This is a genomic window from Streptomyces sp. NPDC049541 (assembly GCF_044465725.1).
In the GTDB taxonomy this organism is placed as follows: Bacteria; Actinomycetota; Actinomycetes; order Streptomycetales; family Streptomycetaceae; genus Streptomyces.
The window spans coordinates 510,343-527,141 of the sequence record NZ_JBITLY010000007.1; the positions used below are offsets into that span (position 1 = coordinate 510,343).

15 protein-coding genes are annotated in these 16,799 nt (G+C 71.5%); 7 read left to right on the forward strand and 8 right to left on the reverse strand.

All coding sequences use genetic code 11. From position 1 onward, the window contains the following. The first annotated feature begins 102 nt into the window (after nucleotides 1-102). From ACIBW9_RS27890 to ACIBW9_RS27910, 5 genes are all read left to right on the forward strand, one after another. On the forward strand, nucleotides 103-1,689 hold the full coding sequence (locus tag ACIBW9_RS27890; protein ID WP_398959556.1) for a serine/threonine-protein kinase: 1,587 nt from the start codon (nucleotides 103-105) through the stop codon (nucleotides 1,687-1,689). 91 nt (nucleotides 1,690-1,780) lie between these two features. Then, the gene (locus tag ACIBW9_RS27895) at nucleotides 1,781-2,971 is read left to right on the forward strand and encodes a serine hydrolase domain-containing protein (protein WP_398959558.1); all 1,191 of its coding nucleotides are present in this window, start codon (nucleotides 1,781-1,783) and stop codon (nucleotides 2,969-2,971) included. 81 nt (nucleotides 2,972-3,052) lie between these two features. Next, nucleotides 3,053-4,693: a phosphoglucomutase (alpha-D-glucose-1,6-bisphosphate-dependent) gene (gene pgm / locus ACIBW9_RS27900; protein WP_398959560.1), complete on the forward strand. Its 1,641-nt coding sequence runs from the start codon at nucleotides 3,053-3,055 to the stop codon at nucleotides 4,691-4,693. Nucleotides 4,694-4,852: 159 nt separating this feature from the next. Continuing rightward, nucleotides 4,853-5,683: a PP2C family protein-serine/threonine phosphatase gene (locus ACIBW9_RS27905; RefSeq protein WP_398959562.1), complete on the forward strand. Its 831-nt coding sequence runs from the start codon at nucleotides 4,853-4,855 to the stop codon at nucleotides 5,681-5,683. A gap of 50 nt (nucleotides 5,684-5,733) precedes the next feature. Further along, a complete protein-coding gene (locus tag ACIBW9_RS27910) occupies nucleotides 5,734-6,729 on the forward strand; it encodes an MASE1 domain-containing protein (protein WP_398959565.1) in 996 nt (331 codons plus the stop codon). 2 nt (nucleotides 6,730-6,731) lie between these two features. Here the strand turns inward: ACIBW9_RS27910 and ACIBW9_RS27915 are convergent, their stop codons facing one another. The 6 genes from ACIBW9_RS27915 to ACIBW9_RS27940 form a co-directional block, all read right to left on the reverse strand. Continuing rightward, nucleotides 6,732-7,199, reverse strand: coding sequence for a hypothetical protein (locus ACIBW9_RS27915; protein ID WP_398959567.1), 468 nt, complete (start codon nucleotides 7,197-7,199; stop codon nucleotides 6,732-6,734). Between the two features lie 121 nt (nucleotides 7,200-7,320). After that, nucleotides 7,321-8,787 carry an HAD-IA family hydrolase gene (locus tag ACIBW9_RS27920; protein WP_398959569.1) on the reverse strand — a complete coding sequence of 489 codons (1,467 nt, stop codon included), beginning with the start codon at nucleotides 8,785-8,787 and terminating at the stop codon, nucleotides 7,321-7,323. A gap of 59 nt (nucleotides 8,788-8,846) precedes the next feature. Continuing rightward, complete coding sequence (locus tag ACIBW9_RS27925; RefSeq protein ID WP_398959571.1) at nucleotides 8,847-9,923, reverse strand: ABC transporter ATP-binding protein; 1,077 nt, start codon at nucleotides 9,921-9,923, stop codon at nucleotides 8,847-8,849. A 3-nt stretch (nucleotides 9,924-9,926) separates the two neighbouring features. Further along, the gene (locus ACIBW9_RS27930) at nucleotides 9,927-10,745 is read right to left on the reverse strand and encodes an ABC transporter permease (protein WP_398959573.1); all 819 of its coding nucleotides are present in this window, start codon (nucleotides 10,743-10,745) and stop codon (nucleotides 9,927-9,929) included. Next, the gene (locus ACIBW9_RS27935) at nucleotides 10,730-11,632 is read right to left on the reverse strand and encodes an ABC transporter permease (protein ID WP_398959575.1); all 903 of its coding nucleotides are present in this window, start codon (nucleotides 11,630-11,632) and stop codon (nucleotides 10,730-10,732) included. The genes ACIBW9_RS27930 and ACIBW9_RS27935 overlap by 16 nt, the downstream gene beginning before the upstream one ends. Further along, nucleotides 11,629-12,780: an ABC transporter substrate-binding protein gene (locus ACIBW9_RS27940; RefSeq protein ID WP_398959577.1), complete on the reverse strand. Its 1,152-nt coding sequence runs from the start codon at nucleotides 12,778-12,780 to the stop codon at nucleotides 11,629-11,631. Before ACIBW9_RS27940 ends, ACIBW9_RS27935 begins: the two co-directional genes overlap by 4 nt. 214 nt (nucleotides 12,781-12,994) lie before the next feature. Here ACIBW9_RS27940 and ACIBW9_RS27945 point away from each other — a divergent pair, with 214 nt between their 5' ends. After that, complete coding sequence (locus tag ACIBW9_RS27945) at nucleotides 12,995-13,735, forward strand: GntR family transcriptional regulator (protein WP_398959579.1); 741 nt, start codon at nucleotides 12,995-12,997, stop codon at nucleotides 13,733-13,735. Nucleotides 13,736-13,883: 148 nt separating this feature from the next. Here ACIBW9_RS27945 and ACIBW9_RS27950 read toward each other — a convergent pair whose 3' ends face one another. Continuing rightward, nucleotides 13,884-14,606 (reverse strand): FAD binding domain-containing protein, encoded by a 723-nt coding sequence (locus ACIBW9_RS27950; RefSeq protein WP_398959581.1) that lies wholly within the window; start codon nucleotides 14,604-14,606, stop codon nucleotides 13,884-13,886. A 234-nt stretch (nucleotides 14,607-14,840) separates the two neighbouring features. Between ACIBW9_RS27950 and ACIBW9_RS27955 the strand changes: the two genes are divergently transcribed. Then, nucleotides 14,841-15,521, forward strand: coding sequence for a dienelactone hydrolase family protein (locus ACIBW9_RS27955; protein ID WP_398959583.1), 681 nt, complete (start codon nucleotides 14,841-14,843; stop codon nucleotides 15,519-15,521). Between the two features lie 40 nt (nucleotides 15,522-15,561). Here the strand turns inward: ACIBW9_RS27955 and ACIBW9_RS27960 are convergent, their stop codons facing one another. Then, nucleotides 15,562-16,788, reverse strand: a complete 1,227-nt coding sequence (locus ACIBW9_RS27960) for a carbohydrate-binding protein (protein ID WP_398959585.1) — start codon at nucleotides 16,786-16,788, stop codon at nucleotides 15,562-15,564. Nucleotides 16,789-16,799: the final 11 nt, after the last annotated feature.

Below are 16,799 nucleotides of genomic sequence, written 5' to 3' on the forward strand. Positions count from 1 at the left end.
GACGCGGCCGGCAACGGCGGACGGCCCGGGCGCTCCCGCCCGGGCCGTCGTTGTGCGCCGCACTGTGCGGAGGCGGATTTCGCGTACCTTATGCTCCTCGCCATGAACGACGGGGACACCGGCAGACGGGTCGTCGACGGCCGCTTCGAGCTGGAGTCCCGGCTCGGTGGCGGCGGGATGGGCACGGTGTGGCGCGCCCGCGATCTGCTGCTGCACCGCAGCGTGGCCGTCAAGGAGGTCCGGCCCGCCGACCCGGACCTCGCCGAGTACGACCCGGACTCCGCGCGGATGCTGCGCGAACGGGTCCTGCGCGAGGGCCGTGCGCTGGCCCGGGTGCAGCACCCGAACGTCGTGACGATCCATCACATCGTCGACGGCGGCGAGGGCACCTACCCGTGGATCGTCATGGAACTGGTCGAGGGCGGTTCCCTCGCCGACCGGCTGGCCCGCGCACCGATGACGCCCGCCGAAGCGGCCCGCCTGGGCCGCGACGTGCTCGACGCCCTGCGCGCCGCGCATGGCGCGGGCGTCCAGCACCGCGACGTGAAGCCCGCCAACGTGCTGCTGCGCACCGACGGCAGGCCCGTCCTCACAGACTTCGGGATCGCCGCGATCCGTGACTCCACCGCGCTGACCGCCACCGGATCGATCATCGGCACCGCCGACTACATGGCCCCGGAGCGGGTGACGGGCGGCGAGGGCGGGCCCGCGGCGGACCTGTGGTCGCTCGCGATGATGCTGTACGTCGCCGTCGAGGGCCACCATCCGCTGCGGCGCGGAACGACCCTGGCCACGCTGGCCGCCGTACTGCACGAGGAAGTGCCACCGCCGAAGCAGGCCGGGGCGCTGGCTCCCGTGCTCGCCGCGGTGCTGGTCCGCGACGCCGGGGCGCGGCCGGAGGCGGAGGCGGTCGAGCACATGCTGGCCGCCGCGGAGGAGACCGAACACGGGCTTACGGCCACCTCGTACCCCCTGGCGCCCCCGCACAACGCCGTCCCGCCGCCGGTGCCGACCCCCTCCGAGACCGTCGTGCCCCGCCCCGACAGCCGGGGCCGGATGCGCCGGGCCGCGCTCGCGTCCGTCGCGGCCGGAGCCGTGCTGGTGGGAGGGATCACCTGGACGGCGTGGCCGGACGGCGGCAACAAGGCGTCGGCGTCCCCGACGACCGGCGGCCGGCACACCGCCTCCGCCACGACACCGGCGGACACACCGCTGCCCAGTCCCACGACGAAGCTCGCCACCGGCATGCTCACCCCCGACGGCATCCGCAAGGCGCTCAGGGCCATCGAGGACAAGACCGGCCGGGACACCTTCGGCGATCTCGCGGTCTACCCCGAGTACGTGTCGGTCAAGGCCATGGTCCCCGGCAGCCGGACCCGCTACGACAGCTACACCTACCGGCCCGGCAAGGGTGTGGAGAAGGGCACCGTCCCCGGCACCCTGATGGGCAAGCTCCCGGTCAGCCTGAAGAACTACCGCTGGGACAAGCTGCCCGCTCTCCTCACTCTCGCCGAGCAGAAGCTGGGCGTCGGCAAGCCGGCGAGCCCCTATCTGCTCCTGCAGCCGCCGAGCGAGTTCAACGATGACCCCGAGGCCTTCGAGGTCTGCCTCGCCGACGAGTACGCCACCGGCTATGTGCTGGCCAGCCCCCAGGGAAAGGTGCTCAAGGTGGTCCCGGCCGACGGGTGAACCGTGCGGCCGTATGCAGCAGCCGGAAGAGCCTCCCCACGGGCACGGGGACAGGCTTGGCCTGCAACTACGGCCCGCCCCGGGAGACCTGATGCCCCTTCGCTCCACTCCGGCCCGTCCCGTCCCGCTCCGGACCCGGCTGCGGGCGACCGGTGTCGCAGCGGTCTGCCTGGCAGCGCTCTGCCAGACCCCCGCGAGCACCGCCGCCGCTCCCGCAGCACGCGGCGGCGAGCTGCAGAACCAGCTGGAACAGCTGGTCCGCGCCCCCGGCGGACCCCCCGGCGCCATCGCCGTGCTGCGCACGGACGGGCGCACCCAGGTCGTACGGGCGGGCGTCGCTGACCTCGCCACCGGCCGTCGCCCGAGCCAGTACGACCACATGCGCATCGCCAGCACCGCGAAGGCCTTCAGCGGAGCCGTGGCCCTGTCCCTGGTCGACCGGCACACCCTGCGCCTGGACGAGACCATCGGCGAACGGCTGCCACAACTGCCCAAGGCCTGGCACCGCGTCACGCTCCGGCAACTGCTCAACCACACCAGCGGACTGCCGGACTTCAGCGCGGCCCCCGAGTTCCGCAGCATCCTCGCCGCCGACCCGCACCACCACTTCGACTCCCGGCGCCTGCTCGACTTCGTCGCCGACCAGCCCCTCAACTTCCGCCCGGGCAGCCAGTACCGCTACTCCAACTCCGACAACATCGCCGTCGCCCTGATGGCGGAGGCGGCGACCGGAGCCCGGTACGAGCTGCTGCTCCGGAAGCTGGTCTACCGGCCGCTGGGCCTGCACGACACGACCCTTCCCCAGGGCTACCTGATGTTCGAGCCCTATCTGCACGGCTACGACGTGACCCCACCGCCCCCGCAGGACGTCAGCGAGCTCCTCGGCGCGTCCGGCTCCTGGGCCTCGGGCGGCATCGTCTCCACGCCCGCTGACATGACCCGCTTCATCCGCGGCTACGCGGGCGGCGCCCTCTACGGCAAGAACGTGGTGCGCGAGCAACGGCGCTGGATCGCCGGCGCCTCCGAACCCGCGGGCCCCGGCCGGAACACGGCGGGCCTCGCCATCTTCCGCTACGCGACCCGCTGCGGCGTCGTCCTCGGGCACACCGGCAACTTCCCCGGCTACACCCAGCTCATCGCCGCCACCCCCGACGGCCGCCGCTCCTTGACCTTCTCCGTCACCACGCAGATCAACAAGTCCCAGACCCCGGCGCTGCTCAGCCGACTGCGCGCCGTCCAGGAGAACTTCGTCTGCGCGCTGCTGGCACGTTCCCAGCACTGACCCGCTCTCGTCGGCCGCCGCCAAGACGGGGGAAGATGGGGCGGCAAGCGTTTTGGTCAACCGATGTGGAGGAGCGGGCACATGCAGCACGAGCGAGCGGGCAGCCCGGCACGCCCCGAGGACCTCGTCGACGTCGCCCGGCTGGTCACCGCGTACTACGCGCTGCACCCGGACCCGGCCGACCCGGGGCAGCGAGTGGCGTTCGGCACGTCAGGACACCGCGGATCGTCCCTGGCGACCGCGTTCAACGACGACCACATCGCCGCCACCAGCCAGGCGATCTGCGAGTACCGCGCCGAGCAGGGCACCGACGGCCCGCTCTTCCTCGGCGCCGACACCCACGCCCTGTCCGAGCCGGCCCGGGTCACCGCCCTCGAGGTGTTCGCGGCCAACGAGGTGACCGTGCTCATCGACAGCGCGGACGGCTACACGCCCACCCCCGCGGTCTCGCACGCCATCCTCACCCACAACCGCGGCCGCACCTCCGGCCTCGCCGACGGCGTGGTCGTCACCCCCTCGCACAACCCGCCCGCCGATGGCGGCTTCAAGTACAACCCGCCCAGCGGCGGGCCCGCGGGCTCCGAGGCGACCTCCTGGATCCAGGACCGGGCCAACGAGATCATCGCGGCCGGGCTGAAGGACGTACGGCGCATCCCGTACACCCGGGCGCTCGCCGCCGAGACCACCCGCCGCCACGACTTCCTCGGCGCCTACGTCGCCGACCTGCCGCACGTGCTCGACCTGGACGCCGTGCGCGCCGCGGGCGTGCGCATCGGCGCCGACCCGCTCGGCGGCGCCTCGGTCGCCTACTGGGGCCGGATCGCCGAACAGCACCGTCTCGACCTGACCGTGGTCAACCCCCTCGCCGACCCCACCTGGCGCTTCATGACGCTGGACTGGGACGGCAAGATCCGTATGGACTGCTCCTCGCCGTACGCGATGGCCTCGCTCATCGAACAGCGCGACCGCTTCCAGGTCGCCACGGGCAACGACGCGGACGCCGACCGGCACGGCATCGTCACCCCCGACGCCGGCCTGATGAACCCCAACCACTACCTGGCCACGGCCATCTCCTACCTCTACGCCCACCGCAAGGAGTGGCCGGCCGACGCGGGCATCGGCAAGACCCTGGTGTCCTCCGGCATGATCGACCGGGTCGCCGCGGACCTGGGACGCCGCCTGGTCGAGGTGCCGGTCGGGTTCAAGTGGTTCGTGGACGGCCTGGTCGGCGGCTCGATCGGCTTCGGCGGGGAGGAGTCGGCCGGGGCGTCCTTCCTGCGCCGGGACGGCTCGGTGTGGACCACCGACAAGGACGGCATCATCCTGGCGCTGCTCGCCTCCGAGATCATCGCGGTCACCGGCAAGAGCCCCTCGGAGCACTACGCCGCCCTCACCGCCCGCTTCGGCGAGCCCGCCTACGCACGCATCGACGCACCCGCGACCCGAGAGGAGAAGGCACTGCTCGCCAAGCTCTCACCCGCGCAGGTCACCGCGGACACCCTGGCCGGGGAGGCGGTCACCGGGGTGCTCACCGAGGCCCCGGGCAACGGCGCCGCCATCGGCGGCATCAAGGTGTCCACCGAGAACGCCTGGTTCGCTGCCCGCCCCTCGGGCACCGAGGACGTGTACAAGATCTACGCCGAGTCGTTCCGCGGCCCCGACCATCTGCGCCAGGTGCAGGAGGAGGCCAAGGACGTGGTCATGGCGGCCCTCGGCGGCTGACCCGGACGCCACGGCCAGGAGTGCCGGAACGTGGCAGGGCGGGTCGGCGAAGCGACACGGCGGACGTCGACGGCCGCCGTGTCGCGAACATCCCGTTAAACGCATAATCTGGGGTTTTGCCCCGAAGGGGCCACGCCCACGGTCCCGCCGGAGTGATCAATGTCCCTCGAGCGTCCGACAGAGGACGGTGACGAACTGCTTGCCCGACTCGGGTCGCTGACCGCCCAGGCACGCGAACTCGCGGAGCTGCAGCGCTCCCGCGTGGAGCTGGCCCTTGCCCTCCAGCGCGGCATGCTGCCCCGCGACTTGCCCGCCGGCTGCCGCTACCACCTGGCCGTCCGCTACGCACCGGCCTGCCAGGGCCTCAACGTGGGCGGCGACTGGTACGACGCCTTCACTATGCCCGACGGACGCATCGGACTGTCCATCGGTGACGTCCAGGGCCACAACACCGAGGCTGCCGCCTTCATGGGGCAGGTCCGGGTCGGCCTGCGCGCGCTCGCCTCCGTCACCGGCGAGCCCGGCGAACTCCTCACCCGCACCAACGACCTGCTTCTGTCCCTGGGCACCGACCTCTTCGCCACCTGCACGTTCATACGGCTCGACCCGGCCACCGGCCTCATGGAGAGCGCACGCGCCGGACACATCCCGCACATCTGGGCCACGGCCGACGGACAGTGCGGCATCGCCGAGGACGAGGGCGGACCACCCCTGGGCATCGCGGCGGGCATGCGCTACCCGGTGACCCGCCACCGGCTCACCACCGGCGGTGTGCTGGTCCTGCTCACGGACGGCGTGGTGGAAGGGCCCTCGCTGAGCGTCGACGAGGGCCTCGCCCGGGTGGTGCAGCTCGCGGGCAGCGCCGCAGTGGCCGGCATGGAGGCCGACGTCCTCGCCGCGGGCGTGATGAAGATCGCCGAGCGGGTCGGCCACGAGGACGACGCGGCCGTACTCGTCGTCACCCACGACGGTCCCGGCATTCAGCCATAGGGCCCGACCCGGTGCCTTTCGCCTCGCCGTGCGGGCGGCACCGGTGTCTGATGTCAGCTGTGCTGGGTATCCCCGATCTGCGCCGACCGGCTGTCCGCGCCCTCCAGACACTGGCGGTCGCCGCCTGCTACTTCGCCGCCGGGCGACTGGGACTTCTGCGGCAGCTGGTCGTGGAGGGCGCCGTCGTCACACCCATCTGGCCGCCCACCGGCGTCGCGATGGCCTGTCTGCTGCTCTTCGGCCTGCGCATCTGGCCCGGCATCGCGCTCGGCGCGCTCCTCGTGGTCATCTCCATCAGCTCGGTCCAGCCCGCCGTGACCGGCACCCTCGTGGGCAACACAGCCGCCCCCGTCTGCGCTTACTACCTGCTGCGCAAGGTCGGCTTCCGCACCGACCTCGCCCGGTTGCGGGACGGCTTCGCGCTGGTGTTCCTGGCCGCGCTCACCGCCACGCTGGTCAGCGCGACCGCCGGCGCCGGGCTGCTCGTCCTGACCGGCAAACTCGCCACGGACGGCTTCTGGCTGGTCTGGTCGGCGTGGTGGGCCGGCGATGCCATGGGCGTCCTGATCGTCACCCCGGTCTTGCTGGTGCTGTACGGCGCGCCCCGCCGTCGTTGCGCGCAGCGCTGGAAGGAGGCCGTGGCCCTGACCCTCCTCAGCTGCGTCCTCGTCCCCTTCGCCATGCACAGCTCCGTGGGCCTGCTCTTCCTGGTCTACCCACTCCTGATCTGGGCGGCCCTGCGCTTCCAGCTCGCGGGCAGCATGCTGTGCGCCCTCTTCGCCTCCGTGCTGGCCACCGTCGCGGCGACGGACCGGGCCGGGCCCTTCGCCCGGCTGACCGGCGTCGAAGTGATGATCAAACTGCAGGCCTTCAACGGCGCGATGGCGCTGACCGCCCTGCTCCTGTCAGCCGTGATCACCGAGCAGCTGAACACCAGGCGGTCGGTGGAACAGGCCTGCCAGGAACTGGTCGAGGTCCTGGAACACCTCACCGCGGGGGAGAACCCGCAGAGCCTGCCGCCCATGGAGCTGGACGACCGGCACTGACCTCAGTTCCACAGCGGATACGTCACCGTCGGCGTGAAGGTGTCCGGCCTGCCGGCGGGGTATTCGAGGGTCATCCGGCTGTAGTGCCGCAGATGCGGGTGCTTCTTCCAGGGCTGCGCCCGGTCGAGCCGGACGACGACCGGGTAGGAGTGGAACTTGCCCGCCGCGCAGTACGGCTTGCAGTCGTTGACGATGTTGACGCCCTCGGCCGTTGCCGAGCCCGCGCCCCACTTGGACCAGTGCAGCGCGGCCAGGCGGCTGTTGCCGTCACCGCAGGCGAGGATGAAGTCGGTGGGGCGCACTTCGGGGTGGAAGAGACAGTCGACGAGCACGGGCACCCTGGCCTGCTGCCGTGCGCTCTGCGAGGCCGGCGGGGACGCAGGCCGCGCTTCGGAGGGCGCGCTTGCGGCTGCCGCGAGCGAGGCCGCGAAACAGAGCGTGACCGCCGTACTCAGTGTGTGCCTGCGCATGTCCGCTCCCCGCTGCCGTCTCCTACCGCTGTGACGCTGTGACGCCAGGACTCGTTCCGACGCTACGACTGCGGGCAGGAATACACCACTCGGATGGACCAACGACAGGGCTCGCGATGCGTCACTCCCGATGGCTGAGGGCGAACGTGGTGAGGACAGCCGCGTGGTCCGAGGGCCAGTCGTTGCCCGCGACGTCCGGCCACGTGCGTGGGACGCCGGTGACGACGGTGCGGGAGTCGACGACTGCCAGGCCGTGGCCGTTGTGGAGGACGTAGTCGATGCGGTCCTGCGGTTCGAGGCGGGTGCTGTCGTCCTCGTTGCGGCTGTGGACCGGCGACCAGGTGTGGCCCGGTGCGCGGACCGGATCGGGATGGGCCTCTCGGTAGGAGTCGCGCAGCCCGGCCTCCTCGGCCGCCCTCGTCACCGGCCAGGCCACGTCGGGCCAGTCCAGATGGGAGGGGCAGTTGAAATCACCGGTCAGGATCACGGGAGTCGTCTCGTCCGCCGACTCCGCGATCCGGCGCAGGGTCTCCCGCATCTGGGCCAGCCGTACGTCTTCGTGGGCGATCAGCTCGGCCGGCCCCAGCCCGTCGAAGGCCGCTTCGTACGGGCCGTACGGTGTGTAGTGCAGATGCGCCGTCCACACGTCCACCTCATGGGCGCGGCCGATGCGGATGCGGGCGCCGGCCGCCCCGTAGAAGCCGACGTCGGGGTCGCCGAGGGGGGCCGTGATGGGGTGGCGGCTGATGATGCCGAGGTTCTCACCGGCCTGGTGGTGGTGCCAGCCCAGCGCCTCGGCGAGTTCCCGGGCCGCCGTACCGGCCGTCTCCTGCAGTCCCACCACATCGGCCTCGGTGTCCAGGATGACCTTGAGCTGTTTGGCGCGGTGGTCGTCGACCTTCGCACCGCCGAGCCAGAGGTTCCAGCTCAGCACCCGCAGCCGGGGGGCCACCAGGGCACGCAGCCGGTCCGGGGTCACCTCCTCCAGGCTGGTCACGACCGTCCGCCCGGGAGCCGCGTCGATCGGTGCCAGCGACGGCACCGCCACCACCGTGCACCCGGCGGCCTCCGCGGAGCTGACCCCCGTCGGGGTGTCCTCGACGGCCACACAGCGCGCCGGGTCGACGCCGAGGGCACGGCAGGCCGCGAGGTAGGGGTCGGGGGCGGGCTTGGTGTGTTCGGTGTCGTCCGCGGTCACGGAGACATGGAAGCGGTCGGCGCCGAGGACGGCCAGGACGCTGTCGGCCACCGCGCGGGGCGAGGCCGTGACCAGGGCCGTGGGCACGCCCTCGCGGGCGAGGGCGTCGAGGAGGCCGAGCGCGCCGGGACGCGGCACGATGCCGGTGCGCACGCGGTCGGCGAACTCGGAGTGCAGCCGGTCGGCGAGATCCGGTGTCCCGGTGAGTGCGCACAGCCAGGCGGCGGTGTGCTCGACCGGCCTGCCGAGCACCTCCGGCTGGTCGGCCTCGGTCAGCGGCCGGCCGAGGCCGGTGGCCACGTACTGCACCGCCTCCCACCACAGCCGCTCGGTGTCGACGAGCGTGCCGTCCATGTCGAACAGGACGGCCTGGAGCGGAGGTTGGGTCACGGTCTCTTCTTTCATGTGGGGGGATGTCCCGGATGTCCTACGGGGCAATGTCCGGCGTCTCACGCCGCCCGCTCGGCGACCAGCACCGGGCGCTCGGGCAGCGAGACCCGTACGGTCGCCCCCGCTCCCAGCGCGGCGGCCTCTTGGGTGGGCAGGTCGGCCTTGACCTCGGTGCCGTCGGCCATGCGTACGGTGATGCGGGTGGCGGCGCCGAGGAACGCGGTGGCGATCACCCGGGCGTCACCGGTGGCGTCCGCGGTGACGTGCACGGCCTCGGGCCGCACCAGCACGTCCACCTCCGTCGCCGCGGGAAGGGTGCCCTCCGCGGGCAGCCGCAGGCCCAGGACGTCCACGGTCGTCCCGGACAGGTGCCCGGGAATCCGGCTCATCGTGCCGACGAACTCGGCGACGAAGGCGGTGGCCGGACGCCCGTACAACTCGGCCGGTTCCGCGCACTGTTCGAGCCGTCCGGCCCGCATCACGGCGACCCGGTCGGCCACGGACAGGGCCTCCTCCTGGTCGTGCGTCACGAACAGGGTGGTGATGCCGAGCTCCTGCTGGAGGCGCCGGATCTCCTCGCGCAGCGTCAGCCGCACCTTGGCGTCCAGCGCGGACAGCGGCTCGTCGAGCAGCAGCACCCGGGGGCGCAGCGCGAGGGCGCGGGCCAGCGCGATGCGCTGCTGCTGGCCGCCGGAGAGCTGGTGCGGAAACCGGTCGCCCTTGTCGGCGAGACCTACCAGCTCCAGCAACTCGGCGGCACGGGAGCGGCGTTCAGCCGTACGCACCTTGCGCATCCGCAGCCCGAAGGCCACGTTGTCGAGCGCGCTGAGATGGGGGAAGAGGCTGTACGACTGGAAGACCATCCCGGCGTCCCGGCGGTGGGCCGGCACATGGGTGACGTCCTCGCCGTCGACCAGTACCTCACCGGAGTCGGGGTGTTCGAACCCGGCGAGCATGCGCAGCGCGGTGGTCTTGCCGCAGCCGGACGGGCCCAGCAGCGCCAGGAACTCTCCCGGCTGCACGGTCAGGTCGAGCCCGTCCAGGGCGACGGTCGTCCCGAACTCGCGGCGCAGCCCACGGAATTCGACCGTGGCGGCCTTTTCGACGGCTGTCTTCTCAAGCGTGGTGGCGGTCATGGTTCAACCCCGGGAGGAAGAGGTACGGGTCCGCCCGCCGACACCGGCGAGCGCGAGCAGCAGGGCCCAGGTGACGAGCAGGCTGAGCACGGAGACGGCAACGGACAGCTGGGCCTGCGAGCCGCCGACGCTGTAGATCCACACGGCGAAGGGCTGGAAGCCGAGCAGCTGGGCCACGGTGAACTCGCCGAGCACCAGCGCGAGCGTGAGGAAGGAGGCGTTGAGCAAGGCCCCGCGCAGGTTGGGCAGCACGGTCCGCACGAGGGCCTGCGGCCAGTTCGCGCCGCAGCTGCGGGCGGCCTCGACGAGGGTGCGCACATCGATGGCGCGCAACCCGGAATCCAGCGCCCGGTACACGAACGGCAAGGCCATCACGACGTATGCGAGGACGAGCACGAACGGGAAACCGGGGTTCTGCACGGCCACGAAGGTCTTGAACAGCGGGGTGCGCGAGAGGTATTCGGGACCCCACTTCAGCACCGTGGCGATACCGGCGACGAACGCGATCGGCGGCACGACCAGCGGTAGCGAACACACCACTTCGACGACCGGCCGCAGCCGGGGCGCGGCCAGCCTGAGCGCGACCATGGCCGGGACCATGAGCAGCAGGACGATCGCGATGGTGGCACCCGCCAGTTCCAGCGAGAGCAGCAGGCTGGAGGTGAAGCCGTCGGTGGAGACGATCTGGCTGTAGGCGTCGAAGGTGACGCCCTGGCCCGGCACATCGACCGTGAAGATCACGGACGCGGCGAGCGGGACGAGGAAGTACAGGGCGGCGAGGCCGAGGATGACCCACCGCCACGGGTTCAGGCGTCGAGCCATCGCGCGCTCCGTCGTTGCAGGGGCAGGTACACGGCCATGACGAGCCCTGCGACCAGGACCATGTCGAGGCTGAGGGCGAGGGCCACGTTCTCCTGGCCGACGAGTACGTTGCCGGAGATGGCGTCGGCGATCTGCAGGGTGACCAGCGGGACCGAACTGCCCACCATGGCCGCTGCGGTGGCGTACGCGGCGAACGCGCTGCCGAAGAGCAGCACGAACCCGCCGAGCAGCGACGGCAGCAGCACGGGCAGGGCGACGTGCCGCCAGTACTGCACGGCGGTGGCGCCGTTGTTCTGTGCCGCCTCCCGCCACTGGGAGCGCAGGCCCTCCAGGGCGGGGGTGATGGTGAGGACCATCAACGGGATCAGGAAGTACAGGTAGACGATCACCAGGCCCCAGAAGCTGTAGAGGTCCCAGCCTCTGTCCGCGAGGTGCAGGTGTTTGGTCAGCACACCCGCGTTGCCCAGGGTGGCGACGAACGCGAAGGCCAGCGGGACACCGCCGAAGTTGGCGAGCACCCCGGACGCGGTGAGCACGGCCTCGCGCAGCGCTCGGAACCGCGAGGTCACCACGACCTGCGCGAGCGGCAGCCCGAGGACGGTTCCGATGGCGGCCGAGACGGCGGACAGCTTGACGCTGCCGAGCAGGGCCGTCAGATAGGCGCCCTGCAGAGAGGCCGTGAGGTTCTCGGTGCTGTACGAACTGACGCCCGTGGCCTGGTCCTTGACGCTGAACGCGCCGTTCAGCATGGCGATCGCGGGCACCCCGAAGGCGACCGCGACGAACACGAGCAGCGGGACGACGGCGAGCCAGCCGGGGACCCGGCGCCGCCGCTTCACCGAAGCGACCGGCGGCGCCACGTCCACGCCCGTGAGGGTGGCCGTCATCCGGAGACGGCCTTCGCCCAGCCCTGCGCGATGACCGTCTTGGCCTTGCTCTGCTGGGCCTCGGTCGGGAAGGAGGGCGTACCGGAGACATCGGGCAGCTTGGCCGCGGCCGTCTTGTCGAGCGTGCCGGCCTTCTCCATGGCCGTCATCAGCGCCGGACGGGCATAGCCCTTGAGCCACAGGTTCTGGCCCTCGGTGCTGTACAGGTACTCCTGCCACAGGCGGGCGGCCGCCGGGTGGGGGGCGTCCTTGTTGATGGCCTGCGAGTAGTACTGGGAGAACTGGCCGTCGGACGGGACGGACACCTTCCAGTTGACGCCCTTGGACTTGAACTCGTCCGCGTAACCGGCGTTGAGGTAGTCCCAGTCGATGCTGATCGGCGTCTCGCCCTTCTCGACGGTCGCCGGGGTCGATTCGACGGGCGTGTAGTTGCCGTTCTTCTTCAGCTTGGCGAAGAAGTCCAGGCCGGGCTGGATGTTGTCGAACGAGCCGCCGTTCGCGAGCGCGGCCGCGTACACGCCACCGAAGGCCGAACCCGACTTGGTGGGGTTGCCGTTGAGCGCGACCTGCCCCTTGTACTGCGGCTTCAGCAGGTCCTTGAAGGTGGTCGGACAGGTCTTGACGCGCTTGGCGTCGCAGCCGATGGAGATGTAGCCGCCGTAGTCGTTGTACCAGCGGGCCTGCGGGTCCTTCTGCCCGGCGGGCAGGTCGGCGTACGAGGCCACCTTGTACGGCGCGAGCAGGCCCTGCTGGGCGGCGCTGAGGGCGAAGGAGCTGCCGAGGTCGAGGACGTCCGGGGCACGGTCCTGGCCCTTGCGGGAGGTGACGGCGTTGATCTCGTCCTGGCTGGTGCCGTCCGGGTTCTCCACCTCGACCTTGATGCCGTACTTCTTCTTGAAGCCGTCGATCAGGGCGCCGTAGTTGGCCCAGTCGCGGGGCAGCGCGATGGCGTGCAGCGTGCCCTCCTTCTTGGCGGCCTTCACCAGGGCGTCCATGCCGCCGAAGTCGGCGGCGGAGGTGGCCGTGGCGGCGTTCTTGCCGTTGGCGGTGGTCGACGCGTTGTCGGGAGCGGCGCCGCAGGCGCTCAGGGCGAGTGCGGCTACGACGGCGAGGGAGCCGGCCAGGGCGGCTGTTCTCGGCTGGGACACGGTGACTCCAGAAAGGGGCGCAGGGGAGGACGCACAAGGCTGAGAACTTGTCTGAACAAGTTGGCCTCAGTAATGCCGTCTGTGGTGACCACTTCGTAAACAGTGGCGAAATTGTGACCTCCCATTCCCTGCACAGTTCGGGGCAAGCGCGATCAGTTGCCGGTCTCGATTAGGCTGGTCACGCTGTGCACAGCAGCTGACTCGGAGGGATACGGTGGCGACACGACACGAGGAGATCGCCGACGAGCTGCGGCGGGCGATCGACCGTGAGGAGTACACGGTCGGCAGCAGGCTGCCCGCCGAGACGGAACTCGCCGCCCACTACGGCGTCTCGCGCGGCACCGTCCGCCAGGCCGTCGCCGCGCTGACCGCCGAGGGCCTGATCGGCTCCCGCCAGGGTGCCCGGCGGGTCGTCCTGGCCAGCCGCCGCAGCCAGAGCTTCGCCGAACTGCGCAGCTTCGCCCAGTGGGCCCGCGCCATGGGCCGCGAGGCCACCGGACGGGTCGTGGCCCAGGAGTACCTGCCCGCCACCGCGCAGGACGCCGCCCGCCTCCAACTCCGGGAGGGCGCACAGGTGTTGCACGTCCTGCGGGTCCGCGGCCTGGACGGTGAACCGGTCCTCGTCGAGCGCACCGTGTACGCCGACTGGATCTCACCCGCCGTCGAGGCGCTCGACCCGTGCGCCCCCTCCGTCACCCAACTCCTGTACGACAGCACGGGCCTGGTCTTCGCCTACGGCGAGCACGTCATCGACGCGGTCGCGGCGAGCGCGCAGGACGCCGAACTCCTCGGCATCCGCCGTACCAGCCCCCTGCTGCGCGTCCGCCGCGTCACGACGACCCGCGAGGGACGCCCGGTCGAGTGGTCCGACGACCGCTACCGCTCGGACGCCGTGAGCTTCAGCGTGCACAACTCGATAGACAACAACGCGCTGGCCCGCAAGACGGCGGAGTGACCGATCACGTCGCCTGTCTTCTCGGGAGTTCCATGACTTCCAGCGGTGTTGGTCTGGCGGGGCGCGCGACGGCGATCGTGGTCTCCTCATCCCACGAAAGCTGCTCGGCACGAAGTGCCGCGGAGTCCATGCCCGTTGCGGCTTGACGTCATCGTCCGACGGGGCGGGCCAGCAGATCGGTGACGTGTTCACGCACGGTTTGCCACGCCGCCGCGTGGAGCGTGCCGACCGGTGTGTCCCCCAGAGCCCGGATCGCCTCTTCGGTCCCGGCGTGGCAGGGGACGTCGTCCGTGAGCACCTCGTAGCCGTCGCGTACGGCGACGTGCAGGCGGTCGACCCCGTCGTCCTGGGTGTGCACCGCGGCGGCGACCACGAACGGCGGCTGCCCGCCCGCCTCGCCGGGCAGTTTGCGGTAGCTGCTGGCGAGTGGTTCACGCCAGTGCAGGCTGAGCAGGAGGTGGTGCTTGGCGAGGACTTCGGCGAGGTCGGTCTCGTGGACCCGGTCCTGGTCGAGCACCGTCGCCCAGGCCTTCAGCACCAGCGCGGCCGGCAGCAGACAGCGCAGCGTGCTCCCGACGAGGTTGCCGCCGACGGTGGCCGTCCGGCGCACGGCTCCCGTCCCCACCGCGGCGGCCGCACGGCACAGCACCTCGGGCACGCGGTCGTCGACGGTGTTCAGCACGACGGCACCGCCCAGCACCCCGCGCCCGATCACATTCGCCTCCGGCAACCTGCGCAACGACATGGCCTGCTCGGGAAACCCGTCGCGTTGCCAGTCGGCCCAGATCAGTGTCGCCCCGCCGACGGGTACGGCTCCCTCGACGAGGCACTCCTGCGCTTCGGACACGCACTCGGGCAGACGTAGCAGCACGGGAGCCGACCTGCTTTCTCGACGAATTCCTTCTCGGCGAACTGGAGCGGAGGTGCACGGCGTTCTCGGCCACGCGAGCGCCGACCTGGCGTATTTTCCTCACCTGCGTGGAGGCGCGTACAGGGCTCACTGATCTACTGCGTGCGCCCCCTGCGCGGCGCCTCCCCGGAGGCTCGGGGGAGGATGAGGTGTCCGGAGTGGAGAGGTGCGGTACTGGTGAGGAACCGTGGGGCAGTGCAGCGCAGCGAGTCCGCGCTGATCGTGCGGCACGCGCCGCCCGAAGCCGTGGCCGCGGCGATCGTGACGCTGCACGGCGGCCACGAGCTGAGCCACCGGACGGCGCACCCCTGGCAGCCGGCCGCGCTCCGCATGCTTCCGGTCCTGCGGGCGGCCGGAGCGGCCTCGCCCCCGGACGTCCTGCTGGGCCAGGTCCGCTACCGGCACCAGGGCTGGAACGACGCCGATCCCGTCCACGACGCACTGCGGGCGCTGGACGAACTCCAGCGGCTGGCGGGCACGGTGCCCACCGTCCTCGTCGGGCACTCGATGGGAGCCAGGGCGGCCCTGCGGGCCGCGTCGCACCCGCTGGTGTGCGGCGTGCTGGCGCTGGCACCGTGGTGTCCGCCCGTGGACTCCGCCCGCCACCTCGGCAGCGTGCGCCTGCTGGTCCTGCACGGTGACCGCGACCGTGTGACGTCGCCCGCCGAGTCGGCGGACTACGTGCGCCGGGCGAGGGAGACCGGAGCCCGGGCCGGCCTGGTCCTGGTCCGCGGCGGCGACCACGCCATGCTCCGCCGCAGCGGCGACTGGCACCGGGCCACGGCCGAGATCGTCGCCGGGATGTTGCGGCCGGACACGGACCGCGAAGGGCTGGCCGCACGGGCCTGCGCGGCGGAGGGTGCCGTCGACCTGTAGGGGCCGTCCGCCGATGCCCCGGTTCAGCCGGGGACGGTGCTCAGCAGGCTCCCTCGTCCTGCCAGGGCCCCCAGTCGGTGGCGGTCGGCGTCTCGTTCTGGGTCCACCACTTGGCCTTCCAGTTGTGCTTGTTGTACGAGACCTCGTCGCCGGCGGTGTAGACCGCGCTCGAACTCCAGGCGGCCTTGCACGCGGTGGGTGTCGGCGTGGGTGTCGGCGTGGGCGTCGGGGTGGGCGTGGGAGTCGGGTCCGGCGGGGTGGCGCCCGCGAACTTCACCGAGTACTTCGCGAAGTCCCAGGAGTTCTGCGCCACGCTGGAGCAAGTGCCGGAGGTGCGCCCGCCGTTGTCGGGCGGAGTGCACTGCCGGTCGCGGTTGAGGGACCAGAAGGTGAAGCGGTCCATGTTGTGGCCGGTGGCGTAGTCCAGCACGGTCTGGAAGTCGGCCTGGGTGAAGAACTCGCCGGTGTCGCTGCGCCCGTTCATCCCGGAGAAGCCCTCGTGGGCGTAGGCCGTCGCCTGGTCCCAGCCGAACGTCGACCGGAGGATGGCGTTGAAGTTGGTGAGCGCGCTGGTCTGCGAGGCCGCGCCGTTGAAGCCGCCGTCGAAGGGCATGATGGAGAAGTTGTTCGGCGTGAAGCCCTGCGACTTCGCCTCCAGCAGCATCTGCTTGCCGAACCAGCCGGTGCCGTCGGCCGTGCCGGCCGTGGTGACGGAGACGTACAGGCCGGGGTTGTTCTGCTGGAGGATCTTCGCGGCGCCGATCTCGTTCCTGATCGCCGCGGTGTTCTCGTACTCCGGCTCCTCCAGGTCGAAGTCGATCGCATGGAGGCCGTACTTGGTGATGACCTGCTGGTACGCGGCCGCCGTGGCCGCCGCGTCCGAGCACACCTGGCCCAGCTTCGTGCCGCCGTACCCGCCGACGGAGACGGACACGTCGCCGCTCTTGCCGCGGATGGTGTTGATGACGGACTGGACGGCGGTGTCCGAGGAGACGGGGGCGGTGCCGCCCCAAGTGGGGGAGCACCCACCGCCGTTGGGGGCGAGGACGAAGGCGAGCTGGAAGGCCTTGAGGCCGGTGGCGTCCATGACGGCGGCCGGGTCCGGCGGGTCGTTGTCGAGTGGCATGAGGTACGGGGCCGCCGCGTACCAGCGGTTGCTGAGCGCGGCGGTCGCGCCCGAGGCGTTGCCCGCCACCAGGGCTGTGGTTCCTGCGGCGGTGAGTCCGACGGCGGCGGCTGCGCCCAGGCATGCACGTAGACGTCTCACGGTGTGCCTCC